Origin of the sequence: Xanthomonas sp. GW (assembly GCF_014236815.1) — a bacterium.
GTDB lineage: Bacteria > Pseudomonadota > Gammaproteobacteria > Xanthomonadales > Xanthomonadaceae > Xanthomonas_A.
Genome location: NZ_CP051189.1, coordinates 4650596 through 4666671 on the forward strand (window position 1 = coordinate 4650596; position 16076 = coordinate 4666671).

Genomic DNA, 16076 nt, shown 5'->3' on the forward strand with positions numbered 1-16076 from the left:
CGCCATGAGTCCCGGAAACACCTCCACTGCAACACCTGTGCGCATCGCTCCAAGTCCTCTGACGTTGGACACCGCCACCATCGACCGCTTCCTGGCGCACAGCCATCGGCGTCGCTATCCGGCGCGGACCGACGTGTTCAGGCCCGGCGATCCGGCCGGCACCCTGTACTACGTCGTCAGCGGCTCGGTCAGCATCATCGCCGAGGAAGATGACGACCGCGAGCTGGTGCTGGGCTATTTCGGCAGCGGCGAGTTCGTCGGCGAGATGGGCCTGTTCATCGAATCGGACCAGCGCGAGGTGATCCTGCGCACCCGCACCCCGTGCGAACTGGCCGAGATCAGTTACGAACGCCTGCACCAGCTGTTCCTGGGCTCGCTGTCGGCGGATGCGCCGCGGGTGCTGTACGCGATCGGCGTGCAGCTGTCCAAGCGCCTGCTCGACACCTCGCGCAAGGCCAGCCGCCTGGCGTTCCTGGACGTCACCGACCGCATCGTGCGCACCCTGCACGACCTGGCGCAGGAGCCGGAGGCGATGAGCCACCCGCAGGGCATGCAGCTGCGCGTGTCGCGGCAGGAGCTGGCGCGGCTGGTCGGCTGCTCGCGCGAGATGGCCGGGCGGGTGCTGAAGAAGCTGCAGGTCGACGGCATCCTGCACGCCCGTGGCAAGACCGTGGTGCTGTACGGCGCGCGCTGAGCGCAAGGCCGCGACCGCGCGCCGCGCTAGCGGCGGCGGTCCACCGCGATGGTTCTGAGCGAGACGTTCTATTGGTTCGTGCTGGTCGGCCTGGCGGCGCAGCTGGTCGATGGTGCGCTGGGCATGGCCTTCGGCCTGGTGTCCTCGTCCGTGCTGCTGAGCATGGGTCTGCCGCCGGCGGCGGTCAGCGCCAGCGTGCACAGCGCCGAAGTGTTCACCACCGGCGCCTCGGGCCTGTCGCATCTGGCGCTGGGCAATGTCGACAAGCGCCTGTTCCTGCGCCTGGCGCTGCCGGGCATGGCCGGCGGCATCCTCGGCGCCTACGTGCTGACCCAACTGCCGGGCGACGTGATCCGCCCGCTCGTGCATCTGTATCTGCTCGGCCTGGCGGTGTTGATCCTGTTGCGCGCCGCCGGCCGCGCGCTGCCGCGGCAGCAGGTGCAGCGGGTGCCGTTGCTGGGCTTCGTCGCCGGCCTGCTCGACGCCAGCGGTGGCGGCGGCTGGGGGCCGGTGGCGACCTCGACCCTGCTGGCGCGCGGCGGCCAGGCGCGCACCACGATCGGCACGGTCAACGCCGCCGAATTCCTGGTGACGCTGTCGATCTCACTGACTTTCCTGCTGACGATGGGCATCCAGCACCTGGACATCGTGCTCGGACTGCTGGTCGGGGGCATGCTGGCCGCGCCGCTGGCGGCGCTGCTGGTCAAGCGGGTGCGCGAACGCTGGGTGCTGGTGGCGGTGGGCCTGCTGGTGCTCGGGATCAGCCTGTACCAGATCGGCAGCACGCTGCATCGCTGGTGGACTTAGGCCTGCCGACGCGCTCGTGCTGGGGATGAGCCCTAGTTCTGCGGCGCGGCCAATCCGGTCGCCGCGTCGCCGGCGCGGTCGCGGCAACCCCAGTTCAGGATCGGCGTGCCCGAGGGCAGTTCGCGGCGGAAGCGGGCCACGGCCGAGGCCTTCGGATTGACCACCACCGGCACCGCGGCGGCCTGCAGCAGCGGCAGGTCGGCGGTGCTGTCGGAGTAGGCGGTGGCGATCTCGCCGTAGCCCAGCTCGCGCAGCATGCGCATCTTCTCTTCGTTGTGGCAGTGGCGGGTGGCGGTGACCGCGCCCAGCCGCGGGCCGATCAGGCTGCCGACCACCGGCACGTCCTGGTGCGCGACGAAGCCGAGGATGGCGCGCGCCAGCTCCGGCGGCGCGCCGGTGGCGACCACCACCCGGTCGCCGGCGGCGCGGTGCCGGGCGAACACCTCCAGCGCGTGCGGCAGCAGGCGCTGGCGGATCCGCGCCTCGTGCTGCAGCACGTACTGGTCGATCACCCGGTTGAACTCGCGCGCGCGGTGCAGGCCGAAGCTGGCGATCCACACGTAGCCGGAGATGCCGGTACGCCGGGTCGGCAGCATCGCCACCAGCGGCCCCAGCAGCGGCGTGGCCAGCAGCGCGGCGGCCAGGCGCACGGGATTGCGCCGGATCAGCCAGGCGAACAGGTGGCTGCCCGAGTCGCCGTCGTACAGCGTGTGGTCGAAATCGAACACCACCAGCGGCGCATCGGCGCGCGGCGCGGGATAGGCCTCGCTCATGGTTCGAAGAACAGCTGGCGCAGCGCCTCGCCGGGTTCCTCGGCGCGCATGAAGGCTTCGCCGACCAGGAACGCGTGCACGCCGGCCGCGCGCATCGTCGCCACGTTGGCCGGGCCGAGGATGCCGCTCTCGGTGACCAGCAGGCGATCGCGCGGCACCGCGTCCTGCATCGTCAGCGTGGTCTGCAGCGACACCTCGAAGGTGCGCAGGTTGCGGTTGTTGATGCCGATCAGCGGCACCGGCACCTGGATCGCGCGTTCCAGCTCGTCGATGTCGTGCACTTCGACCAGCACGTCCATGCCCAGCTGCAGCGCCAGCGCCGACAGCTCGGCCAGCTGCAGATCGTCCAGCGCGGAGACGATCAGCAGGATGCAGTCGGCGCCGAGCACGCGCGCCTCGTACACCTGGTACGGATCGATGATGAAGTCCTTGCGCAGCACCGGCAGCGTGCACGCCTCGCGCGCCTGCTGCAGGTAGCGGTCGTGACCCTGGAAGAAGTCCTCGTCGGTCAGCACCGACAGGCAGGCGGCGCCGCCGAATTCGTAGCTGACCGCGATGTCGGCCGGATGGAAGTCGGCGCGGATCACGCCCCTGGACGGGCTGGCCTTCTTGACCTCGGCGATCACCGCCGGATCGCCGGCGGCGATCGCGGCCTGCAGCGCACGCGCGAAACCGCGTACCGGCGGCGCCGTCTCGGCGCGCGCCATCAGCTCGGACAGCGGCACGCGCGCGCTGCGCGCGGCGATCTCTTCGGCCTTGCGGGCGAGAATGGTGCGGAGGATGTCGCTGCTCATAGGGCTTGGATCCTGGGGGACGGGCATTATCGGTCAAGACGGTGAAGGCCGGGGTCATGCGGCCGGATTGGAGATTCGGGATGCGGTCAGCCGCATGGGCGTCGGTTTTTCGGGGCCGGCAGGCGCGAGCGGATGGCTGCCGCGTGCATCTATGTGCCTCTCCCGCGCCGGTTCGGTTGTGGCGCCGCCTGCTGCCGTGGCACCGCGGCGACAGCCGCGCCGCATTCGCGGCCAATCGCAACGTGCGGCGGGGGCCTGCGGCGTCAGTCCCTGGCCTCGCCCGCGCCGGACTCCTCCTGACCGGACAATTCGAAGTACAGCACCTCGGACCAGTTGGTGAGTCCCAGCGGCCGTTCGGTGGCGCCGGTGCGCACGCTGTCGCAGTCGTCGTCGAAGCGCAGGCCATGGAACACATCGAGCGGCGGTGCGCCCTCTTCGACCGCCAGGCGGCGCAGCAGGCGCGCCGCCTCGTCGGTGTCGGCCGGCAAGGCCTCGAAGGCGGCGCCGACGGCACGGCAGCGTTCGATCTCCTCCTCGACGCATTCGCGCAGGTCCGCTTCTCCCATCGCCGACATCATGTCCAGTTCGACGGTCTCCAGCAGCAGGAACGCGTCGCGGTTCTCTTCCAGGAAGACGATCGTTTCGTCCAGCCAGCCCGGCAAGTGCTCGACCGTCGCCGGCGCCTGCACTGGCGCCTCGACCGGTGCCGGTGCCGGTGCCGGCGCAGACAACAGCCGTGCGAGACGCCCCAGCAAGGACGCCGGTGGTGGCGCGGCGATCGGCGCCGGAGCGGGCGGCGCGGCAGGCGCAGCCATCGCGATCGCCTTCACGATCCCGGCGAAACGCCGGACCCGCTCCAGGCCCGGCGCGAACGGACTGCTGATCGCATGCAGGCGCGGAGGCTGGTCTTCGTCTTCGTTTTCTTCTTCGCCCTCGTCGGCTTCCTGATCGCCAGCCTCGAGCGCATCTTCGCCTTCGTTCTCGTCGTCGTCCTCGTCGTCATCCAGGCCTTCCGCCACGAGCGAGGCGCACAACTGGGGATCGGCCGACATCAGCAGCCGGTACACGAACGGCACGTCGTACGCCCACTCCGAGAGGCTGGAAATGGTCTCGGGCCGGTCGTAGTACGACGTCGGCCGGTTGCCGAGGCTGTAGAGATAGGATCGGTTGGCCATGCAAATCCTCGTGTCGTGGTGCGCCGCCGATGCGCAGCGGAAGGCAGCTTAGCGCGCCGGCCAACGCAGCGGCCCTGCGCAATCGCCCTGCCCTCGCATCGCTACCGGCACATTCGCGCATCCGCGTGACGCGCGAACGACATGGCGATACGCGCCAAGCCTGCATTGCCGACGGCATGGATGGACGCGGCGACGATGCGGGATCGCCGACCGCTTTTTTCCGATCCGACGCGTCAGCCGGCAGCGGGCGCTACGTCCTGCAGATCCACCAGGCGCCGCGTATACGCCACATACGCATCCAGCTTGGCGCGGGCGCGGCCGTCGGCGATCGCCGCGCGCGCCAACCCGATGCCGGCGCCGATATCGGCCGCCACGCCGGCCACGTACAGCGCCGCGCCGGCGTTGAAGGCGACGATGTCCAGCGCCGGACCGGGCACGTTGTCGAGCACGCTCAGCAGCATCGCCATCGATTCGGCGGCATCGGCCACCTTGAGGTTGCGGCTGGCCGACATGGCGATGCCGAAATCCTCCGGATGCACTTCGTACTCGCGCACTTCGCCGTCGCGCAGTTCGCCGACCAGGGTGCCGGCGCCGAGCGAGAGTTCGTCCATGCCGTCGCGGCCCCACACCACCAGCGCGCGCTCGGCGCCCAGCTCGTGCAGCACGCGCGCCTGGATGCCGACCAGGTCGGGATGGAACACGCCCATCAGGATGTTCGGCGAACCGGCAGGATTGGTCAGCGGTCCGAGGATGTTGAAGATGGTGCGCACGCCCATCTCGCGCCGCACCGGCGCCACCACCTTCATCGCAGGGTGATGCACCGGCGCGTACATGAAGCCGATGCCGGTGGCGTCCAGGGCCTGCGCCACCTGCTCTGGCTGCAGCTCGATCGCCGCGCCCAGCGCTTCCAGCGCGTCGGCGCTGCCGGACTTGGAGGAGACGCTGCGGTTGCCGTGCTTGGCCACCTTGGCGCCGGCCGCAGCGGCCACGAACATCGCGCAGGTGGAGATGTTGAAGGTATGCGAGCCGTCGCCGCCGGTGCCGACGATATCGACCATATGGGTGCGGTCGGCGACCTCGACGGTGCGCGAGAACTCGCGCATCACCGCGGCCGCGCCTGCGATCTCGCCGATCGTTTCCTTCTTCACCCGCAGCCCGGTGAGGATCGCCGCGGTCATCATCGGCGACACTTCGCCGCGCATGATCTGCCGCATCAGCCCGACCATCTCGTCGTGGAAGATCTCGCGGTGCTCGATGGTGCGTTGCAGGGCTTGCTGCGGGGTCAGCGTCATTGCGGTTCCTGGACGTTCAAAGACTGGCGTGCTCGAGGATTTCCTGGCCCATCAGCACGCAGTCGCCGTCGCGCATCGGGTAGTAGAGCAGGCGCATGCGGTACTCGCCCTTGTAGATGGAGCCCCACACCTGCAGCACCTCGAAGCGCTGCTTGGGGTTGGCCGGATTGACGATGGACGGCAATCGCTCGACTTCCTCGCCGACCTCGGCGCGCTCGTCGTTGCCGGAATGGAAGGCGAGCAGCTTGGCGGCCTGCTTCAGCGCCTCCGCGGCGCACTGCGGCGCGGCCTGCTTGGCGGCGGCAGGCGCCGCGAAACACGGAGCGCAGGTCAGCAATGCGATCGCCGCAAGCACCGGACGTAAAGGCAGACGCATACTCATCGCTCCAAAAAGTTCTTGAGCAGGGCGTGGCCGTGCTCGGTAAGGATGGACTCGGGATGGAACTGCACGCCCTCGACCGGGAACTGGCGGTGGCGCAGGCCCATGATCTCTTCCATGGTGCCGTCTTCGTTTTCGGTCCAGGCGGTCACTTCCAGGCAGTCCGGCAGCGTGCTTTTCTCCACCACCAGCGAGTGGTAGCGGGTGGCCTCGTAGCGGTCCGGCAGGCCGGCGAACACGCCGCGGCCTTCGTGGCGGATGCGCGAGGTCTTGCCGTGCATGATGGTGCCGGCGCGGACCACGTCGCCGCCGTAGGCCTGGCCGATGCTCTGGTGGCCCAGGCACACGCCCAGGATCGGCGTGCGCTGGCCGAGCCGCTCGATCAGCTGCAGCGACACGCCGGCCTCGTTCGGCGTGCACGGGCCGGGCGAGATCACGATGCGCTCCGGCGCCAGCCGCTCGATCTCGTCCACGCTGAGCGCGTCGTTGCGCACCACCTTGACCTCGGCGCCGAGCGCCTGCAGGTACTGCACGAGGTTGTAGGTGAAGCTGTCGTAGTTGTCGAGCATCAGCAGCATGGCGAAGGACTCATTGCGCGATCAGGAAGACCGCATAGACGTTTTCGGAAAGGGTGAGGCTGCCGGCTTCGAGGGATTCGGCCACGCGATCGGCGGCGCGCGGTTCTGCGAAGTGGAATCCCGGTCCAGCAGCTCCACTCACCAATTGCAGAGTGGCCGGTTCCGATGGCCAGCGGCCGGCCTGGATGCCGTAGGCGAAGTTCGGCGCCACTTCCGAGATGGTGTACAGGCCTCCCAGGCGCACGCCATAGGCCTTGGCCAGCGCCTGCGCCGACGTGCGGGTCTGCTCGGCCGCCTGGCGCTTGAGCTCAGCGCGCAACGCAGTCTCGCCGCTGTAGTGAGGCGTGACACCCGACACCTGCAGTTCTTCGCTGGTGCTCAGCTTACCGAGCAGGCCGCGTACGTCGTCCAACGTAACGAAGTCGGCGGACAGCGTGCGTTGCACGCGCGTGCCGCTGAAGACTTGCTTGTTGTCTTCGTAGCGCTGCTCTGGCTGGATCGACAGCGTCGTCGCCTGCACGCTGTCGGCCAGCGCATGCTGCTGCTTGAATGCGGCCAGCACGCTCGCCGCATTGGCCTGCACGCGCTTGCGCGCCGCACCCGGGTCGGCATCCACCGCGCTCAGGGTGATCTTGAGCCCGAAGCGATCCGGCAGGACTTCGCGCTGCGCCTCGCCCTTGACCAGCAGGTGCGGCTGCGACGGCAGGCTGTTGACCTGCGCGCTGGCGAACGCCGGCACTGCCAGCAATACGGCGATGACCCAGCGACCTAGCGTGTTCGTCTTCATCTTCCTCTCCTTGGCGAATGTCAGCCGGCCGCGCGTCGCGCGCCGGGATGCGAAAGCGCGGCGAAATCGCGGCACAGCGCCTCGACCGCATCGGCCTCCGTGGCCCACGAAGTCACGAAACGGATCACCCAGCGGCCGTCGGCCAGCACCTGCCAGCGCTCGAAGTCGTAGCGCTGCGCCAGCACCTCGACGGCGTCGGCCGGCAGTGCCACGAACAGCTGGTTGGTCGGCGACTCCGACGCGAACTGCGCGCCGGCATCGGCCAGGCCCTCGCGCAGGCGCGCGGCCATGCGATTTGCATGCGCGGCCAGCTCATAGAACAGGCCATCCTCGAACAGCGTTGCGAACTGCGTGCCCAGCACCATGCCCTTGGCCAGCAGCGCACCGCGCTGCTTGAGCAGGTAGCGGAAATCCGCTTGCAACGCCGGGTTGACGATCACCAGCGCTTCGCCGAGCAGCGCGCCGTTCTTGGTGCCGCCGATATAGAACGCGTCGGTCAGCGCGGCGACATCGGCCAGGCGCAGGTCGTTGCCCTCGGCGGTCAGCGCGCTGCCGATGCGCGCGCCGTCCAGGAACAGCCACAACCGATGCGCATCGCAGAACGCGCGCAAGGCCTGCAGTTCATGCCTACGATAAACGGTGCCGAGCTCGGTGGTGTTGGACACGTACACCAATCGCGGCTGCACCATGTGCTCGTTGCCGTGTTCGGCCAGCAGCGGCGCGATCCGTTCGGGACTGAGCCGGCCATCGGCCGCGTCCACGGTCAACACCTTGTGCCCGGTAGCCTCGATCGCGCCGGTTTCGTGGGTGGCGATATGCCCGCAGGCGGCGGCGATCACCGCCTGGTGCGGGCGCAGGAAGGCGCCGATCGCGGCCAGGTTGGTCTGGGTACCGCCGACCAGCAGGTGCACGTCGGCGTGGTCGCAGGCGCATTCGCGGCGGATCAGTTGCGCGGCGCGTTCGCTGTGCCGGTCCAGGCCGTAGCCGCCGTTCTGCTCGGCGCTGGCCGCAGCCAATGCGGCGAGCAGGCGCGGATGCGCGCCTTCGCTGTAGTCGTTGCGGAAGCCGATCCGCGCGGCCGGTGCGGACACGCTCACAGCCCCTTCGCCGCCTCGGCCACCGCGCGGAACAGCGCGCGGCCCTTGTTCATGGTCTCGTCCCATTCCTTCTGCGGATCGGAGTCGTAGACGATGCCGGCGCCGGCCTGCACGTGCAGGCGGCCGTGCTTGATCACCGCGGTGCGGATCGCGATCGCGGTATCGGCATCGCCGTGCCAGCCGAGATAGCCGATGCTGCCGGCATAGACGTTGCGCTTGATCGGCTCCAGCTCGCGGATCACTTCCAGCGCGCGGATCTTCGGCGCGCCGCTGACGGTGCCGGCCGGGAACGTGGCGCGCAGCACGTCGGCGTAGCTGAGCCCGGGCAGCAGCGTGCCGGTGACTTCGCTGACGATGTGCATGACGTGGCTGTAGCGCTCGATCACGAAGCGCTCGCCGACCGCGACGGTGCCCGCCTGCGACACGCGGCCGGCGTCGTTGCGGCCCAGGTCGATCAGCATCAGGTGCTCGGCGCGCTCCTTCGGATCGGCCAGCAGTTCCGCTTCCAGCGCCAGGTCCTCTTCCACGGTCTTGCCGCGCGGGCGGGTGCCGGCGATCGGGCGCACGGTGACCTGGCCCGCTTCCAGCCGCACCAGGATCTCCGGCGAGGAGCCGACCACCTGGGTGTCGCCGACGTCGAGGAAATACATGTACGGCGACGGGTTCAGCGCGCGCAGCGCGCGGTACACGTCCACCGGTCGGGCGCTGAACGGCACGCTCAGGCGCTGGCTCAGCACCACCTGGAAGATGTCGCCGGCACGGATGTATTCCTTGGATTTCTCCACCGCGGCGATGAAGCCGTCGCGGGTGAAACCGGACACGAAGTCGCTTTCGTCGAGCACGTCGCGCGCCAGCGGCACCGGGTAGCCGGCGCCGGGCTGGCGCAGCGTGGCGGTCAGCGCGTCCAGCCGCGCCTGCGCCTGGTCCCAGGCGTCGGCGTCGCGCGGATCGGCGTGCACGATCAGGTACAGGCGGCCCTTGAGGTTGTCGAAGACCGCGACCTCTTCGGACAGCATCAGCAGGATGTCGGGCGTGTCGAGCTCGTTGCGCTTGTCGCCGCTGGCCAGGCGCGGCTCGATGTAGCCGATGCATTCGAAGCCGAACCAGCCGACCAGGCCGCCGGTGAAGCCGGGCACGCCGTCGAGCTTGGGCACCGAATGCGCCGAGCGCAGCGCCTCGACCTCGGCGAACGGATCGGCGACCTCGCGCTGCTCGATCAGCTCGCCGTGATCGCGCACTTCCAGTGTATGCCCGCTGAAGGTGTACACGCGCCGCACCGGCAGGCCGATGATCGAGTAGCGACCGAAGCGTTCGCCGCCTTCGACCGATTCGAACAGGTAGGTATGCGGGGCGTCGGCGAGCTTGAGATAGACCGACAGCGGCGTGTCCAGGTCGGACAGCACTTCGCGGACGACGGGGATGCGGGTGTGGCCTTCAGCGGCGTAGCGCTGGAACAGCTCGCGGGTGATCAAGACGACTTTCCTTCCGGGACTCGGTGGCGGGGCGGACGACGGCTACAGGCCACCATCGCCACGCACGGCGAGCGGAAGTGAAGGAACGCTGGGTCGTCAGGCTGGACACGGCGGCTACTTTACCGCAACTGCGGCGACTGGCAACGGTTGCAGAAGGGACCATCGGCGCTGCGCTGCAGGCTATCTATTGCGCAGCCTGGAAAGCGCCTGGACTGCCTGGGCTTGATGCAGTCGGGACTGAAGTCCCTCCCACAGTGCACCCAGCCGGCGCGCCGCAAGTCCCATTGTGGGAGCGACTTCAGTCGCGACGCGGCATTTCCTCCGGCAAGTGATAGCCGCGCCGCTACCCCCCGGCCGCGTAGCAATCCAGAATCGGCCGGCAGGTGCAGAAGCGACTATCGGCGCTGCGCTGCAGGCTATCTATTGCGCACCCTGCAAAGCGGCAGGCCTACCTGGGTTGGATGCAGTCGGGACTGAAGTCCCTCCCACAGTGCACCCAGCCGCCGCGCCGCAAATCCCAATGTGGGAGCGACTTCAGTCGCGACGCGGCAACCCTTGAGGCCAGCGACCGGCGACGCTACCCCGCCCGGCCACGCAGCAACGCCGAATCGGCCGGCAGGTGCATGCGCAGGCGGCCGGCGACGCAATCGATGCGGAAGTGCCGCGAGGTCTCCGGTTCGCCGTCCAGGTTCAAGGTCAGCGGCATCGACGCCTCGATCCGCACCCACGGCAGCTGCGCGCGCACCGCGACCCGCTCCAGCGCGGCCTGCTTGCCGGAGGTGACCAGCGTGCCCAGGGTCGCGGCGACTTCGCCGCTCATCTCCGGGACGATGGTCAGGTCGAGCAGGCCGTCGTCGAGCAAGGCGTCCGGGCACAGCGCCTGGCCGCCGCCGGCCTGGCGTCCGTTGCCCAGGCCGAGCGCGATGAATTCGCCTTCCCAGGCGAACTCCGGCCCCTCGAAGCGCGCCTGGATCGGATCGATCTGGCCCAGCTTGCCCATGCCGGTGATCAGGTAGGCCAGGCCGCCGAGCATCTTCTTCAGGCCCTCGTCGGTTTCTACCGTGACCTGGGTGCCGAAGCCGCCGCTGGCGACGTTGGCGCACCAGTGCGGCCCGTGCTCGGCTTCGATGCGCAGCAGGTCGATGGGCACCGCCGGCGCCTGCGCGACCAGTTCCAGCGCCGCCAGCGCGGTGTCGGGAATGCCGGCGGCGGTGGCGAAATCGTTGGCCGTGCCCAACGGCACCAGGCCCAGCGCCGGCAGCGCCGCAGCCGCGGCGTCGTGGTGCGCCAGCGCGCTGGCCACCTCGCTCAAGGTGCCGTCGCCGCCGGCGGCGACGATGCAGTCGGCGCCGTCGGCCACCGCTTCGGCCACGTAGCGTTCGGCATCGCCCTCCTCCCAGGTCACCCGCACCTGCAGCTGGATGCCGCGCGCGCGCAGCGCGGACACGGCGGCGCGCAGCGGCTCGTCGCCCGCCGACTTGCCATTGAGGATCAGACGCCAGTGCGGTGCTGCCATGCGGACCTTCCCGAGATCAGGCCTGCAGCCTAGCCGGCGGCGGATGCGGAGATCGTGAATGCGCGACGTGCCGGTACGCAGCCATGAACACTGCGCCCGGCACGCGCCATGCCTGGCCATCGGCACTGGCCGACCGGCCGTCATTTGTTGCCGACGCAGCGCCCGGCAAGCAGCGCGATGTCGACCACGCTGTCATACCTGCGTCACCGATCGCCCGGAACATGGAAGGCCATAGCAAGGACGACGGATGGAGGCAGGATCAGCCTCCGATTTCTCCCAGGGGCCGCACTGGCGACAGTGCGGTTCTTTCTTTTGCGCCGCCGCTCAGCCGGCCGCGAACCTGGCCAGCGCCTCGCCCTGCAGGCGGTACACGGTCCACTCGTCCTGCGCCTGCGCGCCGGCGGCCTGGTAGAAATCGATCGCCGGCTGGTTCCAGTCCAGCACCGACCATTCGAAACGGCCGCAGCCCTCGGCCAGCGCCTGCCGGGCCAGATGCCGCAGCAAGGCCTTGCCGGCGCCGCTGCCGCGGTGTTCCGGTGCCACATACAGGTCTTCCAGGTACAGGCCGTTGCGGCCGAGCCAGGTCGAGTAGTTGTAGAAGTACACCGCATAGCCGATCGGCTGCGCGTCGGCCTCGCAGATCAGCGCATGCGCAGTGGCGCCGGGGCCGAACAGGCTGGCGCGCAGGCCGGCGGCGTCGGTCTGCACCGCGTCCTCGGCGCGCTCGTAGCGGGCCAGGTCGCGGATCAGGCGCAGGATCAGCGCGGCATCGTCAGGGGTGGCCGGGCGGATGTGCAGCGCGGCCATCTCAGCGTGCCGCCACCGCGGCGCGCATCTGCGCGATCACCGCGGCATAGTCGGGCGCATTGAAGATGGCCGACCCGGCAACGAAGGTGTCGGCGCCGGCGGCGGCGATCGCGGCGATGTTGTCGGGCTTGACCCCGCCGTCGATCTCCAGCCGGATCGGCTTGCCGCTGGCATCGATCCTGGCGCGGATCGCGCGCAGCTTGTCCAGCGCCGAGGGGATGAAGGCCTGCCCGCCGAAGCCCGGATTGACCGACATCACCAGCACCAAGTCCAGGTCGTCGAGCACCCAGTCGAGGATGTCCACCGGCGTGGCCGGGTTGAGCACCAGCCCGGCCTTGCAGCCGTGCGACTTGATCAGCTGGATCGTGCGGTGCACGTGGCGGCTGGCCTCGGGGTGGAAGCTGATGAGGCTGGCGCCGGCCTCGGCGAAATCCGGGATCAGCCGGTCCACCGGCTCGACCATCAGGTGCACGTCGATCGGCGCGGTGACGCCGTGCTTGCGCAGCGCCTGGCACACCATCGGGCCGATGGTCAGGTTCGGCACGTAATGGTTGTCCATCACGTCGAAATGGATCCAGTCGGCGCCGGCCTTGAGGACGTTGTCCACTTCCTCGCCGAGGCGGGCGAAATCGGCGGACAGGATGGACGGGGAGATGATGCAATCGGACATGGCGAAGGTCTCAGCGCTTGCGCAGGGTGCGGATACGGTCGTAGGCGGTGTTGAGCTGGCTGGCCTTCTTCTCGGCCCGCGCACGCAGCTCCGGGCTGGCGCCGGCGACCTTGTCGGGGTGGTACTGGGAGATCAGCCGGCGGTAGGCCAGTTCGATCTCGGCATCGGTGGCGTCGCGGCGCACGCCCAGCTCGCGGTAGGGGTCGTCGCGCTGGCCAAGCTTGAACCAGTCAGCATCGAAGGCGTGCCCGACCAGCAGCCCCAGCACCGCGCCGAACACCGGATTGGGCCGGAACAGCAGCGCCCCGGCGATGGCGCCGAGCAGTTTTCCGTACCAGTGCATGGGCGAGGGCGGGCTCGGCGGACAAGGCCTCGCATTTTACGGCACAGCGGGGCTTTCCGGCCGTACACTACGCGGCCCGCTGTCGAGCCGCGGGCCCGCCGGGTCCCGGGACAGCCGCCATTGCGAAGTCCGTAGGAGTGCCTGTGTCCACCACGCTGTTGCAATCCGATCTGCCCGGCCTGCCGTTGCGTCACCGGGGCAAGGTCCGCGACGTATTCGATATCCCCCGCGACCGCCTGCCTGCCGACGCCCCGCCCGGGGACTACCTGCTGATGGTCGCCACCGACCGCCTGTCCGCGTTCGACGTGGTGCTGCCCGACCCGATTCCCGGCAAGGGCGAGATGCTGTGCCAGGTCTCCAACTTCTGGTTCAAGAAGACCGAGCACCTGATGCCCAACCACCTGACCGGCATCGATGTGGCCGCGGTGCTGCCCGCCGGTGTGGACGCGGCGCTGTACGCCCGGCGCGCGGTGGTGACCAAGAAGCTCAAGCCGGTGCCGGTGGAAGCGATCGCCCGCGGCTACCTGATCGGCAGCGGCTGGAAGGACTACCAGCGCACCGGCAAGGTCAGCGGCATCGAGCTGCCCGACGGCCTGCGCCAGGCCGAGAAACTGGCCGAGCCGATCTTCACCCCTTCGACCAAGGCCGCGGTCGGCGACCACGACGAGAACATCGACTTCGACGCGATGGTCAAGACCGTCGGCGCCGAACTGGCCGAGCGCGTGCGCGACGCCACCCTGCGCATCTACCGCTTCGCCGCCGACTTCGCCGCCGAACGCGGCATCCTGCTGGCCGACACCAAGTTCGAGTTCGGCACCGATGCCGACGGCCGCCTGTACATCATGGACGAGATGCTGACCCCGGATTCCTCGCGCTACTGGCCGGCCGACGAGTACGAAGTGGGCACCAGCCCGCCGAGCTACGACAAGCAGTTCGTGCGCGACTACCTGGAGACGCTGGACTGGGGCAAGACCGCACCCGGCCCCAGCCTGCCGCAGGACGTGATCGACCGCACCCGCGCCAAGTACGCCGAAGCGCTGCAGCGGCTGGCGGGAATTTCGATCGACTGACCGCAGCACCCGCGTGGCGCGTGCTGCGACGGGCTTGGCCATGCTGGACAAGCCCTCACCGCAGACATGCGGCCAAGCGCACATGGGCACCCGCTTTGTCGCAGCCCGCACCTGCGCAAGGCGGGTACTCCATCGACGCAGCGGCCGCAATCACGCAGTGCTCGGTTCGTTTTTCTTCTCCGCAGCCTGTGACCGCGCGTCAGATTTGTGCAAAGCAGTTCGTCTGCATATGAGGCATTGCCCGCGTAGGCCAGAACCCGCTCTACCCGATACCAGACGATGCCAGCTTGTGCAGGGGGCGATGGTGAAGTCCACTCGCTGGCGCTCGCCGGGCGCGGCGGCGCCCTTCTCCTGCGTCAGGAGGAAAGCGCCGACGGTTGCGCCGCACTGCCATCAGCCGGATTTTCACCGGTCGTTTACCCTGCCTTCCTAAACTTGCCTCTCAAACTGGGTCATGCCATCCAACCAGATCAGGAGGATCCGTTGGTCTTCGCGCGCGCTCTTTCGACCACTCTCGTGCTTGGTCTGATGCTTGCCGCATGCAAGCCCCAGGGCGAAACCAACGCCGTCGCATCGCTGCCGTCCACCGCGGTCGCCGCCCCGGTTGCAGCAGCGTCGCGTTGCCCGGATGCCGATTTCGACAGTTTCCTCAAGCGTTTCAGCGCCGACATCAAGGTCCAGGAAAAGGCCACGGCCAACCCGCTGACGATGATCCGGCTCGACCCGGGTGCCCAGCCCGAGCCGAAACCGGTGCACCGCGAGGTCCCGCTGGCGGAAGTTGAGTGGCCGGTGATCCCGAATCTGGACGCAGCCCGCAATGGTGGCCGCGAGGTCGTCTTCTCCCATAACGCCGACGGCCGCCAAGTCCTGGTCCGCACAGCCGACACCAGCGATCAGCAGGTTTATCACTTCGTCCAGCGTCCGTGTTGGACCTTGGTAAAGGTGGACGATCAGTCGCTATGAACCGGCGCAGGCCATGCAAGCTCCCTTGGTGCCGCAGGCCGCAATACGCACACATGCGCCAAACGCCCGACGCGACACGAAAACCACTCAACTGCCCCGCAGCTTGTCGCCGATTTCTCCCTTCATCTCGAATTGCCTGTTTCCTATGAGCAACTTGTTCGACTCCAGCTCCTTTCGCGGCACTCTCCTTCCGGCCCTGTACCTGCTGGCCATTGGGCTGGCCGGATGCAGCCAACCCGCAACCACCAACGCCACCACCCCCGCGCAACCGGACATGAAAAAGGCGGCGCGCGCGCCAGCAGTTGCATCATCCACCGATACGCCGCAGGACGACGACCTCGCCACTTTCGCAAAGGGCTTGGGCGCCCATTGCGATGACGCCCCCAAAGGGCATGGCTGCGTCCTGGGCAACATGGACGCCGGCGATTTCTACGACATCGAGTTGTCCCCGGACTGCGGTCCGGAGGGCTTCTTCGCAGGAGTCTCCGAACGCGATGCGCCGCTGCTGGACACGCTGCCCGTCACCGGTAGCAAGGCCAAGATCAATGCCCGGCTCTCCGATGGGCAATTCGTTTGCGTACAGGCAACGGCGCGTGTGGGTCAGCAAGCGAATTACTATTACGTAGTTTCCATCCCCACCTCCAGCGTCGCCGCGTGCCAAGGCAAGCCCATCTGCAACCAATATGGCGATCGCCCGATCACCTTTGTTGCGCAACAAAATAGCGGCAAGGCATGTGCGCTGACGAGTAGTGGCCGCCCTCGAGGCGATTGTGCCCGAGGTTGGGTGGAACCTCAGAAACTGGATGTGTTCTCGAACGGAATCTGACTGTAGCGCCCCTGAAATTCCCACCACAGAGAT

The 16076-nt window shown here is 68.6% G+C and carries 18 protein-coding genes; 5 read left to right on the forward strand and 13 right to left on the reverse strand.

Annotated features, from left to right (window positions below; all coding sequences use genetic code 11):
- Window positions 1-4: 4 nt before the first annotated feature.
- On the forward strand, window positions 5-694 hold the full coding sequence (gene crp, locus HEP73_RS20090) for a cAMP-activated global transcriptional regulator CRP (protein ID WP_046979198.1): 690 nt from the start codon (window positions 5-7) through the stop codon (window positions 692-694).
- A 48-nt stretch (window positions 695-742) separates the two neighbouring features.
- Entirely contained in the window at window positions 743-1501 is a 759-nt protein-coding gene (locus HEP73_RS20095) for a sulfite exporter TauE/SafE family protein (RefSeq protein ID WP_185821283.1), read from the forward strand.
- 32 nt (window positions 1502-1533) lie between these two features.
- On the opposite strand, the gene HEP73_RS20100 is transcribed toward HEP73_RS20095, so the two are convergent.
- The 13 genes from HEP73_RS20100 to HEP73_RS20160 form a co-directional block, all read right to left on the reverse strand.
- Window positions 1534-2274, reverse strand: a complete 741-nt coding sequence (locus HEP73_RS20100; RefSeq protein WP_185821284.1) for a haloacid dehalogenase-like hydrolase — start codon at window positions 2272-2274, stop codon at window positions 1534-1536.
- A complete protein-coding gene (gene trpC / locus HEP73_RS20105) occupies window positions 2271-3068 on the reverse strand; it encodes an indole-3-glycerol phosphate synthase TrpC (RefSeq protein ID WP_185821285.1) in 798 nt (265 codons plus the stop codon). The genes HEP73_RS20100 and trpC overlap by 4 nt, the downstream gene beginning before the upstream one ends.
- A gap of 263 nt (window positions 3069-3331) precedes the next feature.
- Entirely contained in the window at window positions 3332-4243 is a 912-nt protein-coding gene (locus tag HEP73_RS20110; protein ID WP_185821286.1) for a DUF7822 domain-containing protein, read from the reverse strand.
- Window positions 4244-4476: 233 nt separating this feature from the next.
- A complete protein-coding gene (gene trpD, locus HEP73_RS20115) occupies window positions 4477-5535 on the reverse strand; it encodes an anthranilate phosphoribosyltransferase (protein ID WP_185814249.1) in 1059 nt (352 codons plus the stop codon).
- Window positions 5536-5551: 16 nt separating this feature from the next.
- Window positions 5552-5911 (reverse strand): hypothetical protein, encoded by a 360-nt coding sequence (locus HEP73_RS20120; protein WP_185821287.1) that lies wholly within the window; start codon window positions 5909-5911, stop codon window positions 5552-5554.
- A gap of 2 nt (window positions 5912-5913) precedes the next feature.
- On the reverse strand, window positions 5914-6492 hold the full coding sequence (locus HEP73_RS20125) for an anthranilate synthase component II (protein ID WP_185821288.1): 579 nt from the start codon (window positions 6490-6492) through the stop codon (window positions 5914-5916).
- A gap of 10 nt (window positions 6493-6502) precedes the next feature.
- Window positions 6503-7279 (reverse strand): SIMPL domain-containing protein, encoded by a 777-nt coding sequence (locus HEP73_RS20130; protein WP_185821289.1) that lies wholly within the window; start codon window positions 7277-7279, stop codon window positions 6503-6505.
- Window positions 7280-7299: 20 nt separating this feature from the next.
- A complete protein-coding gene (locus HEP73_RS20135; RefSeq protein ID WP_185823513.1) occupies window positions 7300-8370 on the reverse strand; it encodes a threonine aldolase family protein in 1071 nt (356 codons plus the stop codon).
- A 2-nt stretch (window positions 8371-8372) separates the two neighbouring features.
- Window positions 8373-9848, reverse strand: a complete 1476-nt coding sequence (gene trpE / locus HEP73_RS20140) for an anthranilate synthase component I (protein ID WP_185821290.1) — start codon at window positions 9846-9848, stop codon at window positions 8373-8375.
- A gap of 577 nt (window positions 9849-10425) precedes the next feature.
- Window positions 10426-11364, reverse strand: coding sequence for a lipid kinase YegS (gene yegS / locus HEP73_RS20145; protein ID WP_185821291.1), 939 nt, complete (start codon window positions 11362-11364; stop codon window positions 10426-10428).
- 324 nt (window positions 11365-11688) lie between these two features.
- On the reverse strand, window positions 11689-12171 hold the full coding sequence (locus HEP73_RS20150) for a GNAT family N-acetyltransferase (RefSeq protein WP_185821292.1): 483 nt from the start codon (window positions 12169-12171) through the stop codon (window positions 11689-11691).
- A gap of 1 nt (window position 12172) precedes the next feature.
- Window positions 12173-12841, reverse strand: coding sequence for a ribulose-phosphate 3-epimerase (gene rpe / locus HEP73_RS20155; protein ID WP_185821293.1), 669 nt, complete (start codon window positions 12839-12841; stop codon window positions 12173-12175).
- Window positions 12842-12851: 10 nt separating this feature from the next.
- Window positions 12852-13184: a J domain-containing protein gene (locus HEP73_RS20160; RefSeq protein WP_145704749.1), complete on the reverse strand. Its 333-nt coding sequence runs from the start codon at window positions 13182-13184 to the stop codon at window positions 12852-12854.
- A gap of 143 nt (window positions 13185-13327) precedes the next feature.
- Here HEP73_RS20160 and HEP73_RS20165 point away from each other — a divergent pair, with 143 nt between their 5' ends.
- The 3 genes from HEP73_RS20165 (at window position 13328) to HEP73_RS22700 (ending at window position 16043) form a co-directional block, all read left to right on the forward strand.
- The gene (locus tag HEP73_RS20165; RefSeq protein ID WP_185814258.1) at window positions 13328-14254 is read left to right on the forward strand and encodes a phosphoribosylaminoimidazolesuccinocarboxamide synthase; all 927 of its coding nucleotides are present in this window, start codon (window positions 13328-13330) and stop codon (window positions 14252-14254) included.
- A gap of 435 nt (window positions 14255-14689) precedes the next feature.
- On the forward strand, window positions 14690-15217 hold the full coding sequence (locus HEP73_RS20170; RefSeq protein WP_458309633.1) for a hypothetical protein: 528 nt from the start codon (window positions 14690-14692) through the stop codon (window positions 15215-15217).
- A 13-nt stretch (window positions 15218-15230) separates the two neighbouring features.
- Window positions 15231-16043: a hypothetical protein gene (locus HEP73_RS22700; protein WP_255423575.1), complete on the forward strand. Its 813-nt coding sequence runs from the start codon at window positions 15231-15233 to the stop codon at window positions 16041-16043.
- Window positions 16044-16076: the final 33 nt, after the last annotated feature.